General features: G+C 67.8%; 28 protein-coding genes. 24 read left to right on the forward strand and 4 right to left on the reverse strand.

Going from position 1 to position 26,316, the window contains the following annotated elements; translation table 11 throughout:
* Positions 1-53 precede the first annotated feature (53 nt).
* The 5 genes from hisD to GJV80_RS05855 all read left to right on the forward strand — a co-directional run bounded on the left by hisD (position 54) and on the right by GJV80_RS05855 (position 5,594).
* Positions 54-1,373: a histidinol dehydrogenase gene (gene hisD, locus GJV80_RS05835; RefSeq protein WP_154687084.1), complete on the forward strand. Its 1,320-nt coding sequence runs from the start codon at positions 54-56 to the stop codon at positions 1,371-1,373.
* Entirely contained in the window at positions 1,370-2,485 is a 1,116-nt protein-coding gene (locus GJV80_RS05840; protein WP_154687085.1) for a histidinol-phosphate transaminase, read from the forward strand. The genes hisD and GJV80_RS05840 overlap by 4 nt, the downstream gene beginning before the upstream one ends.
* On the forward strand, positions 2,478-3,104 hold the full coding sequence (hisB, locus tag GJV80_RS05845) for an imidazoleglycerol-phosphate dehydratase HisB (RefSeq protein WP_154687086.1): 627 nt from the start codon (positions 2,478-2,480) through the stop codon (positions 3,102-3,104). The genes GJV80_RS05840 and hisB overlap by 8 nt, the downstream gene beginning before the upstream one ends.
* Positions 3,101-3,775 carry an imidazole glycerol phosphate synthase subunit HisH gene (gene hisH, locus GJV80_RS05850; protein WP_230208175.1) on the forward strand — a complete coding sequence of 225 codons (675 nt, stop codon included), beginning with the start codon at positions 3,101-3,103 and terminating at the stop codon, positions 3,773-3,775. Before hisB ends, hisH begins: the two co-directional genes overlap by 4 nt.
* Positions 3,776-3,983: 208 nt before the next feature.
* Complete coding sequence (locus tag GJV80_RS05855; protein ID WP_154687087.1) at positions 3,984-5,594, forward strand: HNH endonuclease signature motif containing protein; 1,611 nt, start codon at positions 3,984-3,986, stop codon at positions 5,592-5,594.
* A gap of 72 nt (positions 5,595-5,666) precedes the next feature.
* Here GJV80_RS05855 and GJV80_RS05860 read toward each other — a convergent pair whose 3' ends face one another.
* Positions 5,667-6,143 carry a hypothetical protein gene (locus GJV80_RS05860; RefSeq protein WP_154687088.1) on the reverse strand — a complete coding sequence of 159 codons (477 nt, stop codon included), beginning with the start codon at positions 6,141-6,143 and terminating at the stop codon, positions 5,667-5,669.
* Positions 6,144-6,371: 228 nt separating this feature from the next.
* On the opposite strand from GJV80_RS05860, the gene GJV80_RS05865 reads away from it, so the two are divergent.
* Positions 6,372-7,316: an HAD-IA family hydrolase gene (locus GJV80_RS05865; protein WP_195909179.1), complete on the forward strand. Its 945-nt coding sequence runs from the start codon at positions 6,372-6,374 to the stop codon at positions 7,314-7,316.
* A gap of 55 nt (positions 7,317-7,371) precedes the next feature.
* Here GJV80_RS05865 and GJV80_RS05870 read toward each other — a convergent pair whose 3' ends face one another.
* A complete protein-coding gene (locus GJV80_RS05870; protein WP_230208176.1) occupies positions 7,372-8,913 on the reverse strand; it encodes an alpha-N-arabinofuranosidase in 1,542 nt (513 codons plus the stop codon).
* A 45-nt stretch (positions 8,914-8,958) separates the two neighbouring features.
* Here GJV80_RS05870 and GJV80_RS05875 point away from each other — a divergent pair, with 45 nt between their 5' ends.
* From GJV80_RS05875 to GJV80_RS05910, 9 genes are read left to right on the forward strand one after another with little or no spacing between them, the layout of a single operon-like run.
* On the forward strand, positions 8,959-9,312 hold the full coding sequence (locus GJV80_RS05875) for an MmcQ/YjbR family DNA-binding protein (protein ID WP_154687090.1): 354 nt from the start codon (positions 8,959-8,961) through the stop codon (positions 9,310-9,312).
* A gap of 55 nt (positions 9,313-9,367) precedes the next feature.
* On the forward strand, positions 9,368-9,781 hold the full coding sequence (locus GJV80_RS23150) for a hypothetical protein (RefSeq protein ID WP_195909180.1): 414 nt from the start codon (positions 9,368-9,370) through the stop codon (positions 9,779-9,781).
* Positions 9,778-10,440: a TetR/AcrR family transcriptional regulator gene (locus GJV80_RS05880; protein WP_195909181.1), complete on the forward strand. Its 663-nt coding sequence runs from the start codon at positions 9,778-9,780 to the stop codon at positions 10,438-10,440. Before GJV80_RS23150 ends, GJV80_RS05880 begins: the two co-directional genes overlap by 4 nt.
* Before the next feature lie 38 nt (positions 10,441-10,478).
* Positions 10,479-11,237 carry a bifunctional 1-(5-phosphoribosyl)-5-((5-phosphoribosylamino)methylideneamino)imidazole-4-carboxamide isomerase/phosphoribosylanthranilate isomerase PriA gene (gene priA, locus GJV80_RS05885; protein ID WP_230208369.1) on the forward strand — a complete coding sequence of 253 codons (759 nt, stop codon included), beginning with the start codon at positions 10,479-10,481 and terminating at the stop codon, positions 11,235-11,237.
* Positions 11,234-13,759 carry an HAD-IB family hydrolase gene (locus tag GJV80_RS05890; protein ID WP_230208177.1) on the forward strand — a complete coding sequence of 842 codons (2,526 nt, stop codon included), beginning with the start codon at positions 11,234-11,236 and terminating at the stop codon, positions 13,757-13,759. Before priA ends, GJV80_RS05890 begins: the two co-directional genes overlap by 4 nt.
* Positions 13,760-15,313 (forward strand): lactate racemase domain-containing protein, encoded by a 1,554-nt coding sequence (locus GJV80_RS05895; RefSeq protein WP_154687092.1) that lies wholly within the window; start codon positions 13,760-13,762, stop codon positions 15,311-15,313.
* Complete coding sequence (locus tag GJV80_RS05900) at positions 15,306-16,103, forward strand: lysophospholipid acyltransferase family protein (RefSeq protein WP_195909182.1); 798 nt, start codon at positions 15,306-15,308, stop codon at positions 16,101-16,103. Before GJV80_RS05895 ends, GJV80_RS05900 begins: the two co-directional genes overlap by 8 nt.
* Entirely contained in the window at positions 16,100-16,348 is a 249-nt protein-coding gene (locus GJV80_RS05905; RefSeq protein WP_154687094.1) for a hypothetical protein, read from the forward strand. Before GJV80_RS05900 ends, GJV80_RS05905 begins: the two co-directional genes overlap by 4 nt.
* A 55-nt stretch (positions 16,349-16,403) precedes the next feature.
* Positions 16,404-17,189: a YebC/PmpR family DNA-binding transcriptional regulator gene (locus GJV80_RS05910; protein ID WP_154687095.1), complete on the forward strand. Its 786-nt coding sequence runs from the start codon at positions 16,404-16,406 to the stop codon at positions 17,187-17,189.
* On the opposite strand, the gene GJV80_RS05915 is transcribed toward GJV80_RS05910, so the two are convergent.
* Positions 17,141-17,602 carry a DUF3054 domain-containing protein gene (locus tag GJV80_RS05915; RefSeq protein ID WP_230208178.1) on the reverse strand — a complete coding sequence of 154 codons (462 nt, stop codon included), beginning with the start codon at positions 17,600-17,602 and terminating at the stop codon, positions 17,141-17,143. The two genes, GJV80_RS05910 and GJV80_RS05915, sit on opposite strands and share 49 nt — an antisense overlap.
* Positions 17,603-17,671: 69 nt before the next feature.
* On the opposite strand from GJV80_RS05915, the gene dop reads away from it, so the two are divergent.
* From dop to GJV80_RS05945, 6 genes are all read left to right on the forward strand, one after another.
* Positions 17,672-19,222 (forward strand): depupylase/deamidase Dop, encoded by a 1,551-nt coding sequence (dop, locus tag GJV80_RS05920; RefSeq protein WP_154687097.1) that lies wholly within the window; start codon positions 17,672-17,674, stop codon positions 19,220-19,222.
* Between the two features lie 110 nt (positions 19,223-19,332).
* A complete protein-coding gene (locus GJV80_RS05925; RefSeq protein WP_154687098.1) occupies positions 19,333-20,175 on the forward strand; it encodes an alpha/beta fold hydrolase in 843 nt (280 codons plus the stop codon).
* Between the two features lie 172 nt (positions 20,176-20,347).
* Entirely contained in the window at positions 20,348-20,554 is a 207-nt protein-coding gene (locus GJV80_RS05930) for a ubiquitin-like protein Pup (protein ID WP_154687099.1), read from the forward strand.
* A 7-nt stretch (positions 20,555-20,561) separates the two neighbouring features.
* A complete protein-coding gene (gene prcB / locus GJV80_RS05935; protein WP_154687100.1) occupies positions 20,562-21,428 on the forward strand; it encodes a proteasome subunit beta in 867 nt (288 codons plus the stop codon).
* A 120-nt stretch (positions 21,429-21,548) separates the two neighbouring features.
* Complete coding sequence (prcA, locus tag GJV80_RS05940) at positions 21,549-22,337, forward strand: proteasome subunit alpha (protein WP_154687101.1); 789 nt, start codon at positions 21,549-21,551, stop codon at positions 22,335-22,337.
* Complete coding sequence (locus GJV80_RS05945; protein ID WP_154687102.1) at positions 22,334-23,425, forward strand: prephenate dehydrogenase; 1,092 nt, start codon at positions 22,334-22,336, stop codon at positions 23,423-23,425. The genes prcA and GJV80_RS05945 overlap by 4 nt, the downstream gene beginning before the upstream one ends.
* A gap of 33 nt (positions 23,426-23,458) precedes the next feature.
* On the opposite strand, the gene GJV80_RS05950 is transcribed toward GJV80_RS05945, so the two are convergent.
* Positions 23,459-23,653 carry a hypothetical protein gene (locus GJV80_RS05950; RefSeq protein WP_154687103.1) on the reverse strand — a complete coding sequence of 65 codons (195 nt, stop codon included), beginning with the start codon at positions 23,651-23,653 and terminating at the stop codon, positions 23,459-23,461.
* A gap of 137 nt (positions 23,654-23,790) precedes the next feature.
* On the opposite strand from GJV80_RS05950, the gene GJV80_RS05955 reads away from it, so the two are divergent.
* The 3 genes from GJV80_RS05955 (at position 23,791) to GJV80_RS05965 (ending at position 26,296) form a co-directional block, all read left to right on the forward strand.
* Positions 23,791-24,552 carry a bacterial transcriptional activator domain-containing protein gene (locus tag GJV80_RS05955; RefSeq protein WP_154687104.1) on the forward strand — a complete coding sequence of 254 codons (762 nt, stop codon included), beginning with the start codon at positions 23,791-23,793 and terminating at the stop codon, positions 24,550-24,552.
* 160 nt (positions 24,553-24,712) lie between these two features.
* Positions 24,713-25,126 carry a hypothetical protein gene (locus GJV80_RS05960; protein WP_154687105.1) on the forward strand — a complete coding sequence of 138 codons (414 nt, stop codon included), beginning with the start codon at positions 24,713-24,715 and terminating at the stop codon, positions 25,124-25,126.
* A gap of 108 nt (positions 25,127-25,234) precedes the next feature.
* Positions 25,235-26,296 (forward strand): M4 family metallopeptidase, encoded by a 1,062-nt coding sequence (locus GJV80_RS05965; protein ID WP_154687106.1) that lies wholly within the window; start codon positions 25,235-25,237, stop codon positions 26,294-26,296.
* Positions 26,297-26,316 lie beyond the last annotated feature (20 nt).

Raw genomic sequence — 26,316 nt, forward strand, 5'->3', positions numbered from 1 at the left:
CAGCCGACGATATCGATTGCGGACGGTCGAACGCTCCCTCGTAGACTTCCCCTGTGCTCCGACGAATCGATCTTCGCGCTTCCGACGCGCCCGCCGACCCGGACCGGCTCCGGGCCGTGCTGCCGCGCGCCGCGTTCGACGTCGACGCCGCTGTCGAGGCGGTTCGACCGATCTGTGAGGACATCGCCGAGCACGGCATCCATGCGCTGACCAAGTACGCCGAGCAATACGATCACGTCGTCCCGGAGTCGTTCCGAGTCCCGGAGTCGGCGCTGTCCGACGCCCTGGCCGGTCTCGACCCGCGCTTGCGCCGCGCCTTCGACATCTCGATCGAACGGCGTCGCGCAGTCAGCCTCGACGAACTGGGCGATCAGCAGGTGACCACCGCCGTCGCTCCGGGCGCTCGAGTCAGTCAGCGGATGATCCCGGTCAACAGGGTCGGCCTGTACGCACCGGGTGGGGTCGCGCCGCTGGCGTCGTCGGTGATCATGAACGTGGTGCCGGCGCAGGTTGCCGGCGTCGCGTCGCTGGCGTTGGCCTCGACGCCGCAGCGGGAGTTCGGCGGCTTGCCGCATCCGAACATCCTGGCGCTGTGCGCCATGCTCGGTGTCGACGAGGTGTACGCGGTCGGCGGCTCCCAGGCCGTACCGATGTTCGCCTACGGGGTGCCGGGACTGTGCCGGCGGGTGGACATGATCACCGGTCCGGGCAACATCTACACGGTCGCGGCCAAGCGGCTGGTGAAGGGGCTGGTGGGCATCGACGCCGAGGCCGGCCCGACGGAGATCGCGATCCTCGCCGACGACAGCGCCGTGCCCGCCTTCGTCGCGGCGGATCTGATCTCCCAGTCCGAACACGACCCGGCTGCGGCGTCGGTGTTGATCACCGACTCCGAGTCCCTGGCCGCGGCGGTCGAGGACGAACTGGAGCGCCAGGTCCCGCAGACCAAGCACGCAGAGCGGATCACCGCCTCGCTGATCGGCCAACAGTCCGGCGTGGTGCTCGTCGATGATCTTGATGCGGGCATTCTGGTCGCCGACGGCTATGCCGCCGAGCACCTGGAGATCCAGACCAGGAACGCGGCCGAGGTGTCGACCAGGATCAGCAACGCCGGAGCGATCTTCCTCGGGTCGTGGTCGCCGGTCTCGCTCGGTGACTACGCGGCCGGAAGCACCCACGTGTTGCCGACCGCGGGTTGCGCGTGCCACTCGTCCGGTCTGAACGTGAAGAGCTACCTCAAGGCGGTCCACGTGATCGACTACGACCAGCAGGCATTGTCCGAGATCGCGACCGATGTGGTGACCTTCGCCGAGGCCGAGGATCTGCCCGCCCATGGTCGGGCGATCTCCATCCGTCAGGAGGACGCGGGATGAGCGGCACTGCGCAACCTGACCTGTCCGACCTGCCGCTGCGTCCGGAACTGAAGGGCGAGGAGCCGTACGGTGCCCCGCAGTTGGACGTACCCGTGCTGCTGAACGTCAACGAGAATCCGTACCCTCCGGATGAGCAGGTGATCGCCGACATCGCACGGGCGGTCACCGAGGCAGCGGCCTCGATGAACCGCTATCCGGAGCGGGACGCGATCGGTCTGCGTGATGATCTTGCCCGCTACCTCGGTCATGATCTTCGTGCCGAGAACATCTGGGCAGCCAACGGCAGCAACGAGGTGATGACCCACGTGCTGGGCGCGTTCGGCGGTCCGGGCCGGAGCGGATTGACGTTCTCGCCGTCGTACTCGATGTATCCCGAGTACGCACGCAACACGCACACCGAATGGCTGACGGTGCCACGGAAGGCCGACTTCAGTATCGATGTCGATCTTGCTCTGCGGTCGATCGCGGAGATCCGGCCGGACGTGATCCTGGTCGCCAGTCCGAACAACCCGACCGGGACCAGGGCGGGGATCGATGAACTCGAGGCGCTCTGCCAGGCCGCTCCCGGCGTGATCGTGATCGACGAGGCGTACGCGGAGTTCGCCAGGCCGGGCAGCCGGAGCGCCCTGGAACTGCTGCCGCGGTTCCCGCGGCTCGCGGTGAGCCGGACGATGAGCAAGGCGTTCGCGTTCGCCGGTGGGCGGCTCGGCTATCTGGCGGCGGCCCCGGCCTTCGTCGATGCACTGCGGATCATCAGGCTCCCGTACCATCTGTCGGCGGTCACCCAGGCCGTCGCCCGGGTGGCGCTGGCCCACGCACCCAGAATGCTCGCCCAGCTGGACGTGCTGCGCGCCGAGCGCGACAAGCTGCAGGACCGGCTCGTCACGGCGGATCTCGACGTCGCCGAGTCGGATGCTAACTTCATCCTGTTCGGTCGCTTCGCCGACCGGCACCGGGTCTGGCAGAGCCTGCTCGATCGGGGCGTACTGATCCGGGAGACGGGTCCGGCCGGCTGGTTGCGGGTATCGGTGGGAACACCCGAGGAGAACGCCGCGTTCACCGCCGCGCTGACCGAAGTACTGCCGACTGCCGAGAGGGCGAGCGATGAGTGATCAACAACCGCGGACCGCGCGGGTGGAACGCAGCACCTCCGAGTCGAGCGTCTCGGTGTTGATCAACCTGGACGGCCGCGGCGAGTCGGTGATCAACACGGGCGTCGGTTTCTACGATCACATGTTGACCGCACTCGCCCGGCACGGCCTTTTCGATCTTGAGGTGCAGACCAAGGGCGACGTCTGGATCGACGCCCATCACAGTGTCGAGGACACGGCGATCTCGCTCGGACAGGCGATCAGGCAGGCCCTGGGGGACAAGAGCGGGATCCGTCGTTTCGGCGATGCGATGGTGCCGCTGGACGAAACGCTCGCCCAGGCCGTTGTCGACGTATCGGGCCGGCCGTACTGTGTGCACTCCGGTGAGCCCGCCGGTCAGGAGTATGTGCAGATCGGTGGCGGGACGGCCGGAGTGCCCTATGTCGGATCCCTCACCCGGCACGTGATGGAGAGCCTGGCCTTCCACGCCGGCATCTGCCTGCACCTGCGGGTACTGGCGGGACGCGATCCGCACCACATCGTCGAAGCGCAGTTCAAGGCCGTTGCCCGGGCGTTGCGTGACGCGGTGGCGTTCGATCCGCGCGTGACCGGCATTCCGAGCACCAAGGGCACGCTGTGATCCCAGAGCTGTCCGAGACCGATCTGGCCGATACCCCTGGAGTCGTCGGCAAGTCGATCGTCGTGCTCGACTACGGGCTCGGCAACATCCGCTCGGCCGAGCGGGCACTGGCCAGAACCGGTGTCCGGGTCACGGTGAGCGTCGATCCCGATGTCGCACTGGCAGCCGACGGTCTGGTGGTGCCGGGCGTCGGAGCCTTCGCGGCCTGCATGGACGGCCTGGTGTCGATCGGCGGTGACAAGATCATCGACGAACGGCTCGCCCGGAACAAGCCGGTCCTCGGCATCTGTGTCGGTGCGCAGATCCTGTTCGCCCAGGGTGTCGAACACGGACAGCCGGTCGACGGCTGCGCGCGGTGGCCCGGGGTTGTCGAGCAACTGCACGCCCACCGGTTGCCGCACATGGGCTGGAACACCGTCCAGGTGCCGGCCGCCACCGTGCTGTTCTCCGGGATCGAGCACGAGCGGTTCTACTTCGTGCATTCCTACGGGGTGCGCGAGCAGGGAACGGTTCGCGACTTCGGCGGTGCGGTGATCACCTGGGCCGAGCACGAGGGCGACCGGTTCGTCGCCGGAATCGAGCAGGGCCCGCTGAGCGCGACCCAGTTCCATCCCGAGAAGTCCGGCGCGGCCGGAGCCCGTCTGCTCGCCAACTGGGTGGCGAGTGTTTGACGCGCTGCCCTGCGGTGGCCGCGGGTAGTCCGGTTGTGTCGTCTCGTTGGTCATTGCGACGGACCCTGACGGACTGTCAGTACCTCGTGGTTGGCTGTTGCGTGGGGTAGTGGGTGACTCGTGTCTAGTGCTCGGAATCCCTTGTATATAAGGGAAAATGAGGCGTTCGGGTCTTGCATGGGAACGGGCGGTCGAATAGAATCCGGTCATGGGATCCCAGTCGCCGCAGACCGGCCCGGACGGGCTGTCTGACGGGCTGTCTGACGGCACGTCTGCCGGCCGGGACCGGTGGGCTGACTATGGCCCTTCCTGGGATGACGATGAGGCCTGGGGTGAGCCACCGGATGAGGATGCGGGCCTCGAGGACGCCGTCGACATGGACGATGAGACCCTTGATGATCTGATCCTCGATGATCTTGATCCTGGTCGGGTGTCGGTGCCGGATCAGGTGTCGGTGCCGGATCGGGTGGAGCAGACGTTGGCTGTGGCGGAGGCTGTGGTGGATCAGCTGGCCCGCCTCCTGGTCGATCCGTGGGTGGTGTTGGCTGATCGGGATCGGTTGATCGGTTGGACCAGCCAGGTGGAGCGGCTGGGTAGGAAGTTGGCCGGTCCGGGTCAGGTGTTGATCAACCTGATGGAAGCAGCGGGGTGTCGGATTGATGGTCCGATCGGTTTGTTCGCCTCTCCGGAATCGTTCCTCATCGCCCTCCTCGGCATCCCCGCCGGTGAAGCGAAAGCCCGGGTGCGGGCGGCCGGCTTGTTGGCGCCAAGGTTCGGGATGGACGGGCATCGGGCCGACCCGGCGTATCCCGTGTTGGCGGCGGCGCAGGCTGCCGGGGAGATCGGTGCGGATCGGGTGGATCGGATCGGGAGGGCGATCACCGGCTGGGAGAAACTGGTCGGTGTCGAGGGCACCCAGGTCACCGCCGAAACCCTCGCCACGGCCGAAGAGGTTCTGGCCCGGCAGGGTCGGGTGTTCGGTGGTCGGGAGTTGGACGGGGTGATCGACCGGGTCGGGGCGTATCTGAACCCGGACGGGATGGTGGACAACCGGCCCGCGCAGGAGGCGGCCCGGTCGGTGGAGGTCAAACCGGTCTGTCGCGGGATGCGGAAGGGCATGTATCACTTGGAGGGTTGGCTCACCGCTCAGGCCGGGGCCAAGGCCCAAACGGTGTTGGATCCGTTGTCCCGGCCCGAACCGGTCACCGACGACCACGGCCATCTGATTGAGGCCGACCGGCGGGACCGGGGAATGCGGATCCACGACGCCCTGGAAACCGTCCTCGACCGCACCCTGCAAGCCGGGGACCTACCCGCCCACGGTGGCACACCGACCACGCTGATCATCACCGCCCAGGCCGCAGACCTGGTGGCCGGGACCGGGGAGGGCGTGACAGAGACCGGTGACCGGCTACCGATGGACAGCATCCGGGCGTTGGCTGATGAGGCCGAGATCGTCCGGACCGTCTTCGCCAAGGAGACCGGCGAGGTCCTGTATCTGGGCCGGACGCGTCGGTTGGCGTCCTATCCGCAAACCCTGGCCCTGGCTGCCCGGGATGGTGGCTGCACCTTCCCCGGGTGCAGCAAAACGCCGAAATGGTGCCAACGCCACCACATTGTGGACTGGGTCAACGGGGGGAAGACCGACCTACCGAATCTGGCGTTGTTGTGCCCGTTCCACCATCACCGGTTCGCCCAGCACGGGTGGAGTGCCGAATACCGGCAGGGACGGGTCTGGTGGCGACCACCCGAGCATATCGACCCCGACCGGAAACCCATCCTGAACACCATCCACCGCAACCCACCCCTGCGGACCTGAGCCTTGTGCCGGCGCTCACTCGGACCTGCCGCTCACTCGGACCTGCCGCTCACTCCGATCTACTGGGTCGCGTCAGGGCAGGAGGACGAGACCGCGGTTCATCGGCCCGTCGAATTCGAGGGTCACCGGTTCGACCGAGCCGCCGTGCTCGACCTGATGTCGGCCGATGGCATCAAGCAGGGCGTCGCGGCCAAGCCGCGCCTCGCGATCCCAGAAGTTGCAGCAGGGCACGATCAACACCGGGACCCGGTCGGCCGATTCGACAACGGGCCGCAGCGCCTGATCGGGATGCAGGCCGATCACGAGGTCGTAGAAATCTGCGAGCACAGCGTCATAGGCCATCGCCCGGTTCGACACACCGCGCAACGGCCATCCGCGCGGGTCGACGACCTCGGCCTGTTTGTTGTACCGCTTGGCGAGGATCCTCGCGAGCATGCCCTGCCCGCCCGCGACATCGGCCACGTACTGCGCCTCAGGAAACCGGTCGGCGACGAACCGGGCAGTCGCCTCGAACCGTCCCGGGGCGCCGTGGAACGTGTGGCGGGCCACAGCCCGACTCTAGCGGTCCGGAGCCGCAGCCGTCTCCCGATTGACGCCGCCCAGCTGACCCGGCCCGACTGACCCGCCGTGCCCCGCGACTGGCCGTCACCGGGGCCAAACATGTCGGATGAATTGTGAAGCGGCCATTCGTCGTACATCATGTCTGCAAGCAACCCTGCGGAAGGGGCAGATATGAGCGACGCGGCCAATGGCGGCAGCGACCGTACGTTCACGGACGTGATCTTCGATTTGGGCGGGGTGGTGCTCCGCTGGGAGCCGCACCGGGCGTACGAACAGGTGATGCCTCCCGACCAGGTCGGCGACTTCATGGACGAGATCTGCTTCAAAGAATGGAACCTCCGCCATGACGCCGGACGTGACTGGGACGAGGGCGAGGCCGAGCTGATCTCACGGATGCCCCATCGTCGCGAGGCCATCGAGGCCTACCGGCGCTATTTCGACCAAACCATCACCGGCATGGTGCCCGGCACCGGCGCGATCATGACCGAACTGCGACAGGCCGACAAGCGGATCCTTGCGCTCACCAACTGGTCGGCCGACCTCTTCCATCCGACGCGGCGCCGTTTCGGTCTGCTGAATCGTTTCGCCGGGATCGTGGTGTCCGGCGAGGAGGGTATCGCCAAGCCGGATCCGCAGCTGTTCAAGATCGTCTTCGACCGCTACGGCGTTGACCCCGAGTCGGCGATCTTCATCGACGACAACCCGCACAACTGCGATACCGCTGAGGGACTCGGCCTGGAGGTGATCAGGTTCACCGACGCCACGGCCGCGCGCCGACGACTGGTCGAACTCGGGCTGCTCGGTGAGCGCCCGGTCGTTCCGGGACCGATGTACCACATCGCGAAGCGGAAGCAGTGGGAGGCGGCCAAGGAACACGGCAACTACTGCTGGTCCACCCGTCGGGTGACCTACGAGACGCAGGGTTTCGTGCATTGCTGCCGGGCCGCCCAAGTGGCCGACGTCCGGAAGCGGAGCTACAGCGATCTGGCCGACGACGAACTGGTCGTGCTGCAGTTGGACCCGTCGTCGGTGTCGGCCCCGGTGATCATGGAAACCGACCCGGCGACCGGTGAGGAGTATCCGCACCTGTACGGCGACCTCAAGCCCGCGGATGTCACTGCGGAGCTTCCTGTCTCCGCCGTCGTCGGCGCAGCCCTGTGAGCCGGTCGGCTGACTAGGACAGATCGGGCGTGCGCACCCGCTTGATCTTTATGTGTCAGCCGAGGTCGAGTTCGACGGTGGCGAAGGAGTGCGGCGGCAGCGTCACCTGAAGGCCACGCGGATGATCATCGACCGCCTGCCACTGCGTCGGGCTGACCTGATCAGGTCCGTCCGGAGTGTTGTGATCCTGGAGCGCTCCGGAGGTCAGCAACCGTCCCGTGGCGCCACGAATCTCGCGGCCGCGCAGGTCGAGCACGATGGACGCCTCGTTCGACGCGTCGACGTTGGTCAACGAGATCAATGCCCGGCCGTCCTTGCTGCTCGCCGAGGCTGACAGCAGATCGACCTGGTACCCGCCGGCTGGGCGTGCCTGTGGCCCCTCGACGATGTGGGTCGGCAGCCGGTGCGCGTCCTGGTGTCCCTTGTTCATCTCGAAGACGTGATAGGTCGGCGTCAACACCAGCGCACCATCCGGGCCGTCGTCGGTGAGGATCATCGCCTGCAGGACGTTCACCGTCTGGGCGATGTTGGCCATCATCAACCGCTCGGCGTGATCATGGAAGATGTCGAAGTGGCTGCCGGCCACCAGCGCGTCCCGGAGTGTGTTCTGTTGGAACAGGAAGCCCGGATTGGTGCCCGGTTCGACATCCCACCAGGTGCCCCACTCGTCCAGCACCAGACCGATCGTCCGGTCCGGATCGTAGGCGTCCATGATCGCGGAGTGCCCGCGGATGATCCGGTCGATGAACTGCGCCTTGCCGAGGGTGAGGTAGTAGTCCTCGTCGTCGAACTCGGTCGCCGAGCCCTTGTGATCCCACGGCCCGACGACCGTGTAGTAGTGGATCGACAGTCCTTGGAAGATCTTCTTCGGCGTCCGGGAGCAGCCGAGGCAGCTGATCGCCTTCATCAGCGCCTCGGTCCACTCCAGATCCCCGTCGGCGGCGCCGGCCGCGATCCGGTAGAGCTTGTTGTCACCGTGATCACGGCAGAAGGTGGCGTACTGCCGGGCGAGATCGGCGTACGCCTCGGCCCGCATGTTCCCGCCACAACCCCAGGCCTCGTTCCCGATGCCCCAGAACGGCACCCGCCACGGCTCCTCGCGGCCGTTGGCCTTGCGCAACCGGACCATCGGGCTGTCGCCGTCCCGGGTCAGGTATTCGACCCAGTCGCTCATCTCCTTGACGGTCCCGGATCCGACATTGCCGTTGACGTACGGATCGGCGCCGAGCAGTTCGCACAGCGCCATGAACTCGTGGGTGCCGAAGTGATTGTTCTCCTCGACATTGCCCCAGTGCGTGTTCACCATCACCGGCCGCTGGTCCTTCGGCCCGATGCCGTCGGTCCAGTGGTACTCGTCGGCGAAACAGCCGCCGGGCCAGCGCAGGTTGGGGATGTTCAGCCTGCGCAGCGCCTCGACGACATCGGTACGGATGCCTCCCTCGTTCGGCAGCGGCGAGTCCTCGCCGACGTAGAAGCCGCCGTAGATGCACCGACCGAGGTGCTCGGAGAAGTGTCCGTAGAGATGCCGGTTGATCACCGGACCGGGAACATCAAGATCGATGACGATGCGGGCGTCGTAGGCCATGCGGATGATCATTCCAGTACGGCGGCTGATGTCGGCAGCGGGGTTTACCCTTCCCGCATGACGGACTGGAAGGGCTACGCCCTGGCCAAACCCGGTGCCTGGCCGGACGAACCCTGGGAGGGTGACCTGGTGGCCAAGGTCGGCGACAAGATCTTCGTCTTCCTCGGCGGTTCGGGAAACGGGCAGGTCACCAGCCTGGGGGTGAAATGCGGAGACCGGGAGGCCGCCGACGAATGGTTGCTGCGCTACCCGGATGACGCTGCCCGGATGGGCTACATCGGCCAGCACGGCTGGAACACGTTGGCGGTCGGTTCGCGGATCCCCGACGATGAGCTGCGGGACGCGATCGACACGTCGTATGAGTTGATCGTCGCCAGACTGCCCAAGCGGGTACGCGACACACTCGGCTGAGACGGACCTGGCAACTGTGTTGACCGCACGGTCAATACGGCTCACTATTGACCACATGGTCAATAACAACACTGCTGATACCCGGAAGCCTGACCTGGCGCTGGCGAGCAAGGCGGTCTGGGGCTACGTCGGGTTGACGGTGGCCGCCCTCATCGCACCCGTGGTGATGACGGGGCTGGCACCGCAGCTGGCCACCGACGAGGCCTGGGGGCACCAGATCATCGTCGCGGTCTTCGCCGTCCTCCTGCCGTTGCGGATGCGCGCCGCACGCCGCGGAAGTACCGGTGCGGTGCGCGCAGTGATGATCATCGCCGTCGTGGTCGGCGTGGTGAATCTGGTGGAGGCGGTGCTCCCGGTGTTCCCGCTCTGGATGCGGATCGTGATGCTGGTCGTCGTGGTCACGATGGCGGCCCTGGTCGCGATCCTCACCGGACGGATCGGCGCGCGCACGGCAGCAGTCACCAAGTGACCGCTCCACCCGAAGACCCGGCGCCGCTCGAACCGGCGAGGGTAGCCAGAACGCGATTGGGCGTCGAGGAGCGTCGGGCCCAGATCGTCGCAGCGGCGCTCGAGGTGGTTGCCGAACGGGGTTACGCCCGGGCGTCGGCGTCCGCGATCGCCACAGCCGCCGGGGTGTCGAAGGGGCTGCTCTGGCACTACTTCGCCGACAAGGACGACCTGATGAAGCAGGCCGTCGTCTCGACGGTGGAGCAGATCGGCCGGGAGCTTGCCCGCGAGATCGACGTCTCGGCCCCACCGCCGGACATCATCCGCGCCGGGATCGGGTGGATCGCCCGGTGGAGCGTCAGCCATCGTGGTGAGTTGCGGGCCATGGATGAGATCACCCGGGTGCTGCGCGACACCGACGGGCAGCCGGCGTTCAGCCTGGCCGACTACGAACCCAACTATCAGCAGCAGGAGGCGCTGTTCCGGCGCGGACAGGAACTGGGCTACTTCCGGGCCTTCGACACCAGGGTCATGGCGGTCACCTACCAGGGGGCTGTCGACATGATGCTGTCCTACGTCGACAGCCACCCCGACACCGACGTGCAGCAGTACGCCGCGGCATTGGTCGACATCATCCTGGCCGCGGTCAGCGCACCCGCCCCGCCCCCGGCACGGAAGTGATTGCTACCGGCCTTCTCGGATAGGGTCGGGTGGTGCCCATGCAGGAGAAGATCGTGTCGCGACTGGAGCTGCTGCCGGCCGTCGACGTCGCCGGTGGCCAGGCTGTCCAATTGGTCCAGGGCAGGGCGGGCAGCGAGAAGGTCTTCGGCGACCCCGTCGCCGCCGCGACCCGGTGGGCCGAGGCCGGCGCGGAGTGGATCCACCTGGTCGACCTGGACGCCGCCTTCGGGCGCGGCGACAACGCCGAGGTGATCGGCCGGGTGATCGGGGAGATCTCGGCCTCCTGGGATCTGAAGTTCGAGCTGTCCGGCGGGATCCGCGACGACGCGTCGCTGGACAGGGCACTGGCCACCGGGTGTCGCCGGGTCAATATCGGTACCGCCGCCCTGGAACGGCCCGAATGGTGTGAACAGGTGATCGTGGCCAACGGCGACCGCATCGCGATCGGACTCGATGTCCGCGGCGAGACCCTCGCCGCCCGCGGCTGGACCACCGACGGTGGCAACGTCTACCAGACCCTTGCCCGGCTCGACGCTGCGGGCTGCGCCCGCTACGTGGTGACCGACGTGAACAGCGACGGCATGCTGTCGGGTCCCAATCTCGACCTGCTGCGCTCGATCTGTGCGCGCACCGACCGGCCGGTGGTGGCCAGCGGCGGCATCTCCACGCTGGACGACATCGCCCGGCTCCGCGACCTCGTCGATACCGGCGTGGAGGGCGCCATCATCGGCACCGCTCTGTACGTCGGCAACTTCACCCTGCAGGACGCGCTCCGAACGGCCGAGGTGAGCCGGTGACCAGCTCAGCGGCGCCGGCGGAGGCGTTCGGCACCCCGCTGCACGGCGCAACCCAGGCCGAGCATCCTGCGCCGACCCTCGACGGCCGGCTTAAGGACCTGCTGGCCGGGAGAAAGATCCTGCTGACCGGGGTCACCGGGTTCATCGGGGAGCAGTTGCTGTGGAAGATCCTCAACGACCTGCCCGACACCTCGGCGGCGGTGCTGGTCCGGCGCAAGGGATCGGCCTCGGCCCGGGACCGGATGATCAGCGTGGTCAAGAAGAAGATCTTCCGGGACCTGGCCGAGCCGTACGGGGGACCGGAAGGACTGCTGGACGCCAAGGTCACCTGCGTGGAGGGGGACCTGCCCAATGTCCCGGAACTGCCGCGGGACATCGACATCCTGGTCCACTGCGCCGGCGATGTGTCGTTCGATCCGCCGATCGACCGGGCGTTCAACACCAACCTGATCGGGACGGCCAACCTGATCGACCGGTTCCTTGAGTCCTGCACCGGGGCGGCCGGCGAGCTGGTCCGGACGCCGCACTACGTGCACGTGTCGACCGCCTACACCGCGGGCCGACGGCGCGGTGCCATCGGTGAGGCGCCACACGCCAACGACATCGACTACGAGGCCGAGATGGTGGCTGGTCTCAAGATCGCCGCGGAGATCGAGACCCAGTCCCGCACCGCTGATCAACTCGCCAGGTTCCGCAAGGCCGCCGAACGCGAACATCGGGCCGCCGGACACCTGATCACCGCCACCGACACCGAACGGCGCCGCAAGGAATGGGTCCAGCAGAAGCTGGTCCAGGCCGGCACCGAGCGGGCCCGGTCGCTGGGCTGGACGGACGCGTACACCTTCACCAAGGCGCTCGGTGAGAAGGTTGTTGCGGACAAGTGCAAGAACATCCGGTCCTCGATCGTCCGGCCGGCGATCGTCGAATCCTCGATCAAACATCCGTACCCGGGCTGGATCGAGGGCTTCAAGATGGCCGAGCCGATCATCCTGGCCTACGGCCGGGGTGAACTGCCGGAGTTCCCGGCGTCGCCCGAGGCGATCTGCGACGTCGTCCCCTGTGACTACGTGGTGAACGCGACCCTGGCGGTCGCTGCGACCGAGCCGAAGGTCGGGGTCTGCGAGTACTACCACGTGTCCAGCGGCGCCCGGAACCCGATGAGCTTCCGGGAGTTCTACGGGTACGTCCGCGACTACTTCGTGGAGAATCCGCTGGTCGCCGGAGAGCGCGGCGCTCCAGCACTGCCACAGTGGCAATTCCCGGGGGCCGCGTCCATCGAACGCTTCCTGTCCCGGTCCGAGCGCGGCCACCAGATCGCCAACACCTTGATCAGGTTCGCACCGCGGTCTGAACGCACCCGGCAGGCCGCCCGTGATCTTGACCGGTTCCGGTCCCGGATCGACTTCCTGCGCGAGTATCTCGGCCTCTACAACGAGTATGCCCAGTCGGAGTTGCATTTCGTCGACGACAACACCCTCCGGCTGACCCGCTCGTTGCACCCCGATGATCAGGCGACCTTCGGGTTCGACACCGGCGACTTCGACTGGACCGAGTACATCCTGCGGATCCACATTCCGTCGGTGGTGGCGCCGGTCCGACGGCTGGAGGCGTTGCGGCGACGGCGCGGGAACCGGTCGACCACCTTCGTCGACCTGAGCCGTACCAAGGACAAGCCGGGCGAGGTGCTGGCCGCTTTCGATCTTGACGGCACCGTCATGCAGACGAATGTGATCGAGCAGTACCTGTGGACCAAACTTCCTGATCTTGCTCCGACCGGGAAGCTGCGTGAGCTGGCGACGATCGCCGGCAAGCTGCCCAGCTATCTGCGTGCCGACCGGACCGACCGTGGGATGTTCCTGCGCACCATCTACCGCCGGTACGCCGGTGCTGATCTTGCCGCGCTGGAGGAGTTCGTCGACACCGTGCTGGCCAGGGAGATCCTGTCCCGGCTTTCGCCCGAAGCTGTACGCCGGGCCCGGGAACACCGGGCCGCCGGCCACACCACGGTGCTGATCACCGGGGCGATCCGGCCGCTGACCCGGCCGCTGCGGCCGTTGTTCGACGTCATCGTGGCCAGCGATCTGGCCACCGACGCCAACGGCATCTGCACCGGGTTCCTGACCGGCCCACCGATGGTCGGGGAGAGCCGCGCCGCCTGGCTCAACCACTACGCGAATCTGCACGGCATCGACCTGAGCCGCAGCTACGCCTACGCAGACAGCCATCCGGACCTGGCGATGCTGTCGGTGGTCGGCCGGCCGGTGGTGGTCAGCCCGGACATCGCGCTGATGCGAGCCGCCTCGGCCAACGGCTGGAGCACCGTCGAGTGGACCAGCAGGTCCCAGGAGCCGCGATGGACGCGTCCGTTGCTGATCCGCGGCCGCGACGTCCCACCGGCATCGCGTCCTGATGCTGTCGGGCCTGATGCTGTCGGGCACGCTGCTGTCACGCACGTCGAAGGCGGAGGAGAATCAGTGGGCATCGCCGGCGGAACGTCGGACAACGTGAGGGAGGACCGCTGAATGGCGCGCCCTGGATTCGTACTCGAGGTTGACGATCGGACACCGCCGCTGCTGGTGACCGACGGTCCCCGCGTGCGGCTGGAACGCTTCCCGCTGGGCACCGAGGTGCTCTACTCGGCCGAGGGTCTGCAGGCGGTGGACGACCTCATCTCCACCATCGACGCAGCGCTGGCCGCACCGCAGGATTCTGCGCCGCTGGGCGAACGGCTGCGACCGGGCATGAAGCTGACAATCGTCTTCGACGGAGTGAACGGCACCCCGGCGCTGCGCACCCCGGATGTCCGGGGACGGATCATCGAGCGGGTGCTGATCCTCGCGGCAGCGGCCGGGGTGGATGACGTCCAGCTGATCTGCGCCACCGGACTAAGCCGGCGCAACACCGAGGGGGAGCTGCGTCAACTGCTCGGTGAGCGGGTGTTCCGCTCCTTCTATGCCGACGGCAACCTGACCAACCACGATGCCGAGGACACCGAGCGGCTGACCGTGATCGCCCCGGCCTCTGACACACATCCGGAGATCGCCGTCAACAGCCGTGTCGCCGAATCGGATCTGCTGGTCACGGTGCATCTCAGCCACGACCTCGGCCAGGGCGGACTGTCCGGCACCGGTCCCCGGGCGATCGCCACCGGTCTCGGCTCGGTCCCGGTCATCGCAGCCATCCGCCGGCACGGCGCCGCGCCCGGACTGGCCGACGAGATCGGCGCCGCGGTCGCCGACGCCGTCCCGGTGTTCAGCGTGGAGGCCGTCCTGGACAACAACAACTACCCGCCGGGTCTGGACTTCCTCGCGGCCCGGGAATGGGAGTGGACGCTGAAATCGCAGGCCAAGCTGTTCGGCCTGCGCCGGGCCACGGCCCTGCCGTCCCGGTACACCCGGCTGATCAACGACCGGCTGGAGTCGGGCTACCGGGTCACCTCGGTGATCGCAGGATCGGCGGAGACTGTCGCCGCAGCCGGCCGGGCACGGATCATCGACCAGCAGCGGGTCGAGGTCTCCGGGCAGGCCGACGTGCTGGTTCTGGGTGTTCCTCCGGTCACCGCCTACAGCGTCGGATCGGTCACCGACCCTTTGCAGGCCGCCTGGCACGCCCTCGGCGTCGGATACAACTCGGTGACCGGCGGCCCGCTGGTGCGGCCGGGCGGGGCGGTGATCGTCTTCCACCCGCTGACCCAGGACTTCAGCACCCTCCAGCATCCGGCGACCATCGACTTCTTCGCCGACGTGCTGCCGACAACGACCGACGCCGGTGAACTGGCCGACCGGTTCGAGTCGAAGTTCGCCGACGACCCCTGGTACACCGAGCTCTACCGGAGCTCGCAGGCCTTCCACGGGCTGCACCCGTTCCACCTCTGGTACCAGCTGGCTCCCGCAGCCGAACAGGCCGGGGACGTGGTGTTCGTCGGCGGCGACCGGCGTAGCGCCGACCGGCTCGGCTTCCGGGCGGCATCCACCCTGGCCGATGCCTTGGAGATCACCTCCGCGACCGTCGGTAGGACACCCCGGATCCGTTATCTCCACACCCCGCCGGCCCTGCTGGGCGACGTACGTGAGTGATCCGGATCGCAGGCCGGCGGCCTGGAGTCGGGCGCCGGTCCGACGGGGTCTGGGCGACCGGCTTCGTGAGGCCGCGGGGGACGTTCGGGCCCTGCGGGCAGGCTGGACGGCGGCGCATCGGGCCCCGGAGTCGAACCGCGATCGCCTGCCGGACGGCCGCCCGGCCGGGTTGAGCACCCAGTTGCGGGAGTTGCTGCCGCACAGCCCGAGGGTGGCCGGGCCGATGCCCGAGCACTGGACGCGGCGGGCGCCTGCCCGGAACCTGCGCCGACTGCTGCACGCCGGGGTGACCCGGCCGCTGCTGGTCTCCCAGGTCCAACTCGACATCGGCGGCATCGAGGAGTTGCCGAGCACCGGGGATCCGGTGCTGCTGGTGGCCAACCATGCCAGCCATCTGGACATACCGCTGCTGCTCGAGGCGCTGCCCGCCGCGTACCGCTGCCTGACCAGTGTCGCGGTGATCCCAGGTTCCGCGCTGACCTCACCTTGGCGGGCGATGGCGTCCGCTGCGGTGTTCAACACCGTGCCGCTGCGCGACGACGTCTGCCGGAAGTTGCTGCGGTCCGGCTGGAACGTCTTGTTGTTCGGCGAACCGAGCCGATCCGCCGACGGGTTCGTCGGCGAGTTCACCGACGACGCCGCCCGGCTGGCGGTCGAGGAGGACGTCCGGATCGCGCCGATCGGCATCCGGGGCAGCTTCGCCGCGATGCCACGCGGTCGGAACCGACCGGTCCTTGGCTGGCCCGGGGAGGCCGCTCGGGACCGGCCGGCCGGACCAGGCCGCGGGTGAGCGTGCGGTTTGGGCCGCTGCTGACGGCTGCCGACGGCGAGTCGGCCGACGATCTCACCCGACGTGTCAACCGTGCCGTGGAGAACCTGATCGCCGAGGACGTCACCACCTGGTGGCGCAGCCTGCGCGATCTTGGCGCCGACGCGCAGACCGCGCCGCCGGTCGGCAGTTGGCGGCGGATCTGGGCCCAGAGCCAGTCCGCCGAACCCGGCGGTCAGGCCCGCCGGCCACGCATCTGGCCCTGACCCCGGCCGGTCGCCGGATCAGGGGCAGAAGGTGTCCCGGGCTAGGATGCAACCTATGTCCGGACACTCGAAATGGGCGACGACCAAGCACAAGAAGGCTGTGATCGACGCCAAGCGCGGCAAGCTCTTCGCCAAACTCATCAAGAACATCGAGGTGGCGGCACGGGTGGGTGGCGGCGATCCCGCCGGTAACCCGACGCTGTACGACGCGATCCAGAAGGCCAAGAAGAACTCGGTTCCCAACGACAACATCGACCGCGCCGTCAAGCGTGGTTCCGGTGCCGAGGGCGGCGGTGCGGACTACGAGACCATCATGTACGAGGCGTACGGCCCGGCCGGAGTCGCCATGCTGATCGAGTGCCTGACCGACAACCGGAACCGTTCGGCCTCCGACGTCCGGGTCGCGGTCACCCGCAACGGTGGCACGATGGCCGATCCCGGGTCGACCGCACGGATGTTCGACCGCAAGGGCGTTGTTGTGGTCGCCAAGGAACAGACCGTCGGCGAGGGACGCAACGAGACCACCCGGACCGTCAGCGAGGACGACCTGCTGGAGGCGACGCTCGATGCCGATCCCGAGGACGTCAACGACCTGGGCGACTCCTTCGAGATCATCGCCGATCCGAACAACGTGGTGAAGGTGCGCGAGGCGATCCAGGCGGCCGGCCTCGACTACGACTCGGCCGAGGTCTCCTTCGTGCCGCAGTACACCACCGAGATCGACGGCCCGACCGCGGAGAAGCTCTTCAAGATCATCGATGCCCTGGAGGATTCCGACGACGTGCAGAACGTCTACTCCAACTTCGACGCATCCGACGAGGTGATGGCGGCAGCCGGCTGACCGTCGTCGGTCCGATGTCTGGCCCGTCCAGACACCAGCCGGGCGAGCAGCCGCCAGCCCAGCAGCCCGATGCCGAGGGTGATGAACGCCACGATCCAGAACGGCCAGGCCGCGGTGCCGCCGGCGAGCAGCCGCAGCACCATGCCGAGCACGACGGTGGTCACCCAGACCACGAGCCCGGTGCGCCAGGCGTACGGGTGCCAGCGGGTCGGGCGCCGATGGTTCGGGCGCCGGCGGTTCGTACGTTGCCAACCCAGGGCGATCAGCGGCCCGACGACCGCTGCCACGAGATAGGGCCAGGCGGTGATCAGGATGCCGGCGACGGTGTCGCTCTCCGCGTGACTGCCGCGGCCCACCGCGGCGAAGACCAGCACAACGACGACATCCAGGCCGATCGCACCCAGGAATCTCACCCGCCCGAGCCTACGCGCCCGGTACCGGCGTTCCGCCGTCGGCGGCCCGCGGCCAACTAGGCTCGTGGTATGGCTGATGTCAGCAACCGCAGGGTGCTCGGGATCGAGACGGAGTACGGGATCTCGGCGCTCGGCGAGCCGGCGGGGGAGGAGCTGCACCCGATGCAGCTCTCCAACCATGTGGTCAAGGCGTACGGATCGGTGTCCGGACGGGAGGCCGGTTGGGACTACGAGTCCGAGACGCCGCTGCGCGACATCCGGGGGTACGAGGTCACCCGGGACCAGGCGCATCCCGACCAACTGACCGACAGCGACCTCGGCATGGCCAACGTGATCCTGACCAACGGCGCCCGGCTGTACGTCGATCACGCTCACCCGGAATACTCCGGCCCCGAGGTGACCAGCGCCCTCGATGTGGTCCGCTACGACCGGGCCGGGGACCTGATCATGGCGATCGCCGGCCAGGAGGCGGCGCGCCGGCTGGGCCGACCGATCCGGCTGTACAAGAACAACACCGACGGCAAAGGCGTCTCATACGGCACCCACGAGAACTACCTGCTGGACCGGCGGACGCCGTTCGACCGGATCATCCGGCAGTTCAGCCCGTTCCTGGTGACCCGGCAGGTTTTCACCGGCGCCGGACGGGTCGGAGTCGGCCAGAGCAGCGAGACCCCGGGGTTCCAGCTCAGCCAGCGTGCCGACTTCTTCGAGGCGGAGGTCGGGCTGGAGACCACCCTGAACCGGCCGATCATCAACACCCGGGACGAGCCGCACGCCGACGCGGGCCGCTACCGGCGGCTGCACGTGATCACCGGGGACGCCAATCTCTCCGAGATCTCCACCTATCTCAAGGTCGGCACGGCGGCGCTCGCACTGCACGTGATCGAGGCCGGGACGCTGGGCGATGATCTTCGGTTGCAGCATCCGGTGGCGGCCCTGCAACAGGTCAGTCACGACGTGCAGGTCGGCACCGTGCTGGAACTCGCCGACGGGCGGCAGTTGACCGCCGTCGACGTCCAGGAGGCGTACCTGGTCGCCTGCCGCAAGTGGGTCGGTGAGCAGAACGTCGGCGAGGCGGGAACCACCGAGGCGATGATCACCGAGTGGCAGGACATCCTTGAGCGGTGGCAGCATGTGCTGGACACGCTGCGCAACGATCCGATGCAACTGGCTGATCAGCTGGACTGGGTCGCCAAGCTCAAGCTGTTGGAGTCCTACCGCCAGCGGGACGGGCTCGGCTGGGATGCGGCGAAGCTGTCCTTGATCGATCTGCAGTACGCCGATGTCGATCCGCGGCGAAGCCTTTTCCAGGCGTTGACCGCCCGTGGCAAAATGCGGCGGCTTGTCGACGATGATCAGATCCAGAACGCCCGGCTGCAGCCGCCGACCGACACCCGGGCCTATTTCCGCGGCCGGATGATGGAGAAGTTCTCCCCGGCGGTGGTTGCCGCCTCGTGGGATTCGGTGATCCTCGATGTGCCCGGATGGCCTGCCCTGCAACGGATTCCGCTGTTGGACCCGCTGCGCGGCACCAGCGCCCAGGTCAAGGAGCTGGTCGACCGCAGTGAGACGGTCGAGGAGCTGTTCACAGCGCTCGGTCTCGGCCGGCCCGCGGACTGAGCCGCCGGCCCGCCGTTCGTCCCCGCGTCCTCGGATCTGCGCCTATCCTTGAAGTCCGTACAAGATCAACTGCACGCACCACCCGCTGCAGCGGAGGAGGGAACGACGCAATGGGCCTGATCACCGTCGGCGATCAGAACAGCACGCCGATCGAGCTCTACTACGAAGATCACGGATCCGGGCAGCCGGTCGTCCTGATCCACGGCTACCCGCTGGACGGCCACAGCTGGGAGAAACAGACCAGCGAACTACTGGCGGCCGGCTATCGGGTGATCACCTACGACCGCCGCGGCTTCGGCCAGTCCAGCAAGGTCAGCGACGGATACGACTACGACACCTTCGCCGCCGACCTGAACGCGGTCCTTCAGACCCTCGACCTGTCCGACGTGATCTTGGTCGGCTTCTCGATGGGCACCGGCGAACTCGCCCGTTATGTGAAGAACCACGGCCACGACCGGATCGCCAAGCTTGCCTTCCTGGCGTCGCTGGAACCGTACCTGGTGCAGCGCGACGACAATCCCGAGGGCGTCCCGCAGAACGTGTTCGACGACATCATCGCCGCCGCCAAGGCCGACCGGTACGCCTGGTTCACCCAGTTCTACAAGAACTTCTACAACCTGGACGAGAATCTCGGCAGCCGGATCAGCCAGGAGGTGGTCACCGCGAACCAGAACACCGCGACCAGGTCGGCCCCGGTCGCGGCCTACGCGGTGGTGCCGAGCTGGATCGAGGACTTCCGCGCCGACGTCGCCGCGGTCGAAGCCAGCGGCAAACCCGTTCTCATCCTGCATGGCACGGCCGACAACATCCTGCCCATCGATGCCTCCGCCCGACGCTTCGCCAAGCTGGTTCCGGCCGCGACCTACGTCGAGGTCGAGGGGGCTCCGCACGGCCTGTTGTGGACCCATGCCGACGAGGTGAACCGCGCCCTGCTGGACTTCGTAGGCTCCTGAGCGGTCTCGGATCATCGGCGTCGCAGCGCAGCCCGGTCGCGTATTGTGTGCCTTCCGGCGCGTCGTATTCGCAATCGTGGTGCGGTACTGCTCCGGGGCGAACTACGCTTGAGGTATCCCGGCCGGAGTATCCGGCCGGGAACAGTCTTCACCGGACTGGAGAGGAGCGATGATGGCCGAGTCAGAGCAGAAGGGGCGGCGTTCGCACAGTCGCGACGACGACACCGAGGAACTCGAGACGAGTGAGGCAGCGCTCGGCGGTGCCAAGAAGCCGGAGCTGGACTCCGAGGTCGATTCGCTGCTGGACGAGATCGACGACGTGCTGGAGACCAACGCCGAGGAATTCGTTCGTTCATTCGTTCAGAAAGGTGGTCAGTGATCCACCGATGACCGACAGTCGAGACCTGATCGGCCTTTCCAGCACCTATCTGCGGGCGGGCACGTCTTCGTTCACCGAGTTCGTCCGGTTGATCGCACCCGAGACGTTGCCCGGGGCGCGCCTCGCCGCCGGCGGGCCGGCCACCGGCGCGTCGCCGGGTGGCGCGAGCCACCTCACCGCGCAGGCGACGACGATCGTCGCCCTGTGTTATGACGGAGGTGTGGTGATGGCGGGTGACCGCCGGGCCACCGCGGGCAACATGATCGCCCAGAACGACATCCAGAAGGTCTTCGCGGCCGACGAGCATTCCCTGATCGGCATCGCCGGCGCGGCCGGTGTCGGCATCGAGCTGATCGGCCTGTTCCAGCTGGAGCTCGAGCACTACGAGAAGATCGAGGGCGCTCCGCTGTCGACGATCGGCAAGGCGAACCGGCTGTCGACCATCCTTCGGCAGAATCTGGGTCTGGCGATGCAGGGCCTGGCGGTCGTGCCGTTGTTCGCCGGCTGGGACGACACCGAGAGCCGTGGCCGGATCTTCTCCTACGATCCGGTCGGCGGACGCTACGAGGAGCGGGCGTACCACGCCATCGGCTCCGGTTCGATCTTCGCCCGCGGCTCGATCAAGAAGCTCTACCGGGGCGACTTCTCCGCCGATCAGGCGGTCATCGCCGCACTGCAGGGCCTCTATGACGCAGCCGAGGACGATTCGGCGACCGGTGGCCCGGATCTCGCCCGGCGGATCTATCCCGTGGTCTGGACGGCGAGTGCAGACGGCGCCGAACGCGTCGGCGACGACCGGATCGGGGAGTTCGTCGATCAGATCGTCACGGCGCGCCGCAGCCGGCCTGATGGGCCGGAGGCACCCGTCGTCTGACGCCGGCCGTTCCGTTCGGCGGACGGGTGACCGCTCGCCACCGCGTGGGTGCGGTGTTCTCGTAAGGTTGACCCGCAGCTCCCGCTGAGCCTGCGTCCGATCCGGAAAGGGGATCTCCAGATGTCGATGCCGTTCTACGTCGCGCCCGAGCAACAGATGAAGGACCGGGCCGACTATGCGCGGAAGGGCATCGCGCGAGGCCGGTCGGTGATCGTCCTGGATTACGCCGACGGGATCCTCTTCGTCGCCGAGAACCGATCCCAGGCCCTGCACAAGGTGAGTGAGATCTACGACCGGATCGGCTTCGCCGCGGTCGGCCGCTACAACGAGTTCGAGAATCTGCGGATCGCCGGCATCCGGCATGCCGATTTCCGCGGCTACAGCTATGACCGCAGCGACGTCACCGGCCGAGCGCTGGCCAATGCGTACGCCCAGTTGCTCGGCACCATCTTCTCCTCCGGCGCGGAGAAGCCGTACGAGGTCGAGCTGATCGTCGCCGAGCTCGGCGAGACCGCCGACCAGGACCAGATCTACCGGCTGACCTACGACGGGTCGGTCCAGGACGAGGACAACTTCGCCGTGATGGGCGGATCGGCCGAGGCCATCGCCCACGTCGTGGGCGAGCAGTATGCTCCCGGCCTTGGGCTGGCCGATGCGATCCGGCTCGCGGTGCGTGCCCTGGGCTCCGACGGTGGCGAGCAGCGGGAACTCGGCGTCGACGCGCTCGAAGTGGCGATCCTCGACCGCACCCGCAGCCAGCCCCGGAAGTTCCGCCGGATCTCCGGTACTCGGCTCGCCGAACTCCTCGGCGCCGGCTCGGAGCCCGCGGCGGCCGAGCCGACCGAGCGGACCGCGAGCGAGGGCACCGACGCGGCGCCCGACGACAGTGATCGAGGCGCCGGGCAGTGAGTGTCTCACCCGCCGTCGTGATCGGCGCCGGGTTGGTGGGAGCCTCCGTCGGCTGCGCGTTGAGCAAGGCCGGCCACCGGGTACATCTGGAGGATCGCAACGCCTCGCACGCCCAGGTCGCGGCGGGCATCGGCGCCGGAACCACCGCCCCTGCCGATCCGGACGAGGTCGTGCTGGTCGTGGTCGCCGTACCGCCGGCCGCGCTGGCCGGCGTGATCATCGACGCCCTGACCAGGTTCGGGCAGGCCACCGTCACCGACGTCGGTTCGGTGAAGGCCGGCGTCCTGAACGCGCTGTGGGACAGCGGCGGTGACGTCACCCGCTACGTCGGCTCGCACCCGATGGCCGGATCCCAGTTCAGCGGACCGCTGACCGCCCGGGCCGATCTGTTCACCGATCGGACCTGGGTGATCACCCCGCACCGCAAGTCCTCGGCGTCCGCCACCAGCACCGTCGGTGATCTCGTCGCGGTCTGTGGTGCCCACGCCGTGATCATGGACGTCGACGTGCACGATTCCGCGGTGGCCCGGGTGTCCCATCTGCCACACCTGATGTCGGTGCTGATGGCCGGCCACCTCAACGAGGTGCCCACCGACCAGCTGCAGCTGGCCGGGCAGGGTCTGCGCGATGTGACCCGGATCGCCGGCAGCGACCCGGGTCTCTGGGAACAGATCCTCGGTGCCAATTCGGCTGCCGTTCTGCCCGAGCTGCGCGCCGTACAACGACAACTTGATACGTTGATCGCTGCGATCGAGAGCGACGGGACGACCGGCGCCCGGTCCCATCTTGAGCGGGGGGTGGCGGGCACCCGCCGAATCCCGGGCAAGCATGGGGCAGCGCCGGTTCAATATCGGCAACTCGTCGTCGAGATCCCGGATGCGCCGGGGTCACTGTCGCGGCTGTTCGCCGACGTCGCCGAGGCGGGCGTCAACGTCGAGGATCTGTCCATCCAGCACGACCCGGATCGGCAGATCGGCTATCTGGCCCTTGCGGTCGCACCGGACCAGGCAGAAGTACTGATCACCAGGATGGCCACGGCCGGCTGGGCGATCGGCGACGCCGACCCGTCTGGGGACCGTCCGAGCTGACCGTCGCATCTGACCGACCCGGCTTCGCCGCGGTCAGGTCAGTTCCCGCAACCATTCCTCGATGTGCTGCAGGAGCTGTTCCGGGTCGCCGCAGGTCGTCACCGCCGGGCCGGCCTCACCGAGATCGGTAGACTCGGTGATCCTGGCGAGGAACGATCGCTCGCCGTCCTGCTCCAGCCAGACCTTGATCACCATGACGGCCGTTCGGCGACGGCCTCCGGGGTCCATCCGGCCAGAGTAGATCGCGGGCGTCTTCGAACCGTCACCGAGCCGGGCCACCTTCGCCGGGTCGTGACGCGCTGGTGACGGCTCTCTCACACAATGGTGACGAAGGGTGCGGTCAGACTCTCTGCCTGGGAGCGGCGATGGCGGACACACCGGCCGGAGGCTACCGGTTGACATTGCTCGGCGGATGGAAGATCACCCATGGTCCGCAGACGGTGCAGATGCCCGCGTCGGCCCAGCGGCTGGTCGCGTTCGTCAGCCTGAACGATCACGTCAGCAGGACCTACGTCGCCGGTACGCTCTGGCCGGAGGTCACCGATCAGCACGCCCAGGGCAGTCTGCGCTCCACGATCTGGCGGGTCTCCCGGCTCTGCCCGGATCTGCTGGTGAGCAGCGGTGAGACGTTGGCCGTGGCCGATGACGTGGTGGTCGACGTACGGGAACTGCGTGGGCTTTTCGCCGACCTGCTGTCGGCGACCCGGGGGACGAGGACCGATCCGTCGGACGCGCCGTCGCAGGCCATCGACGTCGGCTCGTTGCCCGATTGGTTGTGGGGCGATCTGTTGCCGGGTTGGTACGAGGACTGGGTGCTGCTGGAGCGGGAGCGGCTGCGGCAGATGCGGGTGCACGCCCTGGAGGCGATGACCAGGAACCTGGCCGAGCTGGGCCGGTTCGCGGAGGCACTCGAGGTGGGCATGGTCGCGGTCGGCGTCGCGCCGCTCCGGGAGAGTGCCCATCGGGAGGTGATCAGGATCCATCTCGCCGAGGGCAATCTGGCCGAGGCGCTGCGGCAGTTCGAGGTCTGTGCCCAGTTGCTGCGGCAGGACCTGGGATTGGAGCCGTCGGAACTGATGATCGACCTGATGCGGCCGGTGATCGACGGTTCCCGGGCCGGACCGTGATCAAGGCCGGTCCCCCACCGGATCGCCGGTGACGCCGTGATGATTCAACGGTGACGCGCCGGTCACGGATCGGTGATCGGATGGCGATCGATCGGTCACGTCGGGGTGATGGTGCCCGAGGTTGACTTGAGTCGGCATTCAACCCGGAAGGAGACCGATCATGCCGTATGGAATGCGTGGAGGCCGCGGTCGGGCCGGCATCAGGGCCGGCGGGCGGCGTGGACTGGCCGGTGGCCGCCGAGGACTTGCCGGCGGCAGGCGTGGCCTGGCCCGTGGGCGTAGGGGATTCGGCCAACAGGGGCTGGGTCAACGGATGGGTCGTCGCGGTCTTGCCGGCGGCGGGCGTGGCGGTGGCGCTCTTGGCCAACGGCGTGGACTCGGCGGCCAACAGCTGGGACGTCAGGGAGCGATGGGCGGCGGAGGAATGGGCCGGCGCGGTTTCGGGGCAGGCCGACCGATGCGCCGCGGCCAGGGGCTTCGGAGACAGGGTATGGGCAGGCAGGGCGCGGGCCGGCAGGGATTCGGCCAGGGCCGTGGCCGCGGCGTACGCCGGCTCGGCATGGCGAGGCGATGACCGGTCTTCGATAACCGGTCGGGATGCGTTGCCGGGTCGGCTCGGTCGGGCCGGCAGCGCTGCCATCCGTGGATTTCCAGCGGACACAACGAGTGGAGGGGATTGATCATGAACCGTCAGTCCGTGTGCCGACACGGCGTCCTGCCTCCGCACATCCTGACGAACATCGCGCTGAACGGGAGTCGCCGGCAACGGGCGGCAGCTCTGGCCTCGCTGTCGGCCGACCAGTCGATCCGTACGGCGCGGGTCGGTTCGCAGCCGATCAGGCCGCCGGGTGCCCGCCCGCTCGGACTGGCCGGGCTGGCTCCGGTCAAGCAGGTCACCGTGTACGACGCCGAGCACGGCACCCGGTTGCCGGGACGCCGGGTGCGCGGAGAACAGGATCCGCCGACCGGTGATGTCGCCGTCGACGAGGCGTGGCAGTACATCTCCGACACCTGGGACTTCTACCTGGACGCGTACGAACGCGACTCCATCGACGGCAACGGCATGGCCCTCGACGGGTCCGTGCACTACAGCGTCGACTACGACAACGCCTTCTGGGACGGGCGGAGGATGGTGTTCGGAGACGGCGACCAGGAGATCTTCGAGCGTTTCACCAAGTGTGTCGACGTCATCGGTCACGAGTTGACCCACGGCGTGACCGACAACGAGGCGGGGCTGATCTATTGGGCGCAGTCCGGCGCCCTCAACGAATCGGTGTCCGACGTCTTCGGGTCCATGGTCAAGCAATACGTCAACGACCAGAAGGCCGACCAGGCCGATTGGCTGATCGGCGAGGGTCTCTTCACGCCCGAGGTCCAAGGTGTGGCGTTGCGGTCGATGAGTGCACCCGGCACCGCCTACGACGACCCGGTCCTCGGCAAGGATCCGCAGCCGGCCGACATGGACCACTACGTCCGCGGCATCGACGACAACGGGGGCGTGCACATCAATTCCGGCATCCCCAATCATGCCTTCTACCTGGCTGCCACGAACATCGGCGGATTCGCATGGGAGGGGGCGGGGCTGATCTGGTACGCAACCCTGACCAGTCCGTGGATCCGGCGGACCACGCAGTTCCGCGGGTTCGCGATGGTCACTGCGCATCAGGCCGAGGCGCTGTTCCCAGGCACCGATGCCGGCGATGCAGTGCGAGAGGCGTGGGCAGAGGTCGGGATCCCGGTCTGACTCGTACCGGATGAGGAGTG

This window comes from Microlunatus sp. Gsoil 973, assembly GCF_009707365.1.
In the GTDB taxonomy this organism is placed as follows: domain Bacteria; phylum Actinomycetota; class Actinomycetes; order Propionibacteriales; family Propionibacteriaceae; genus Microlunatus.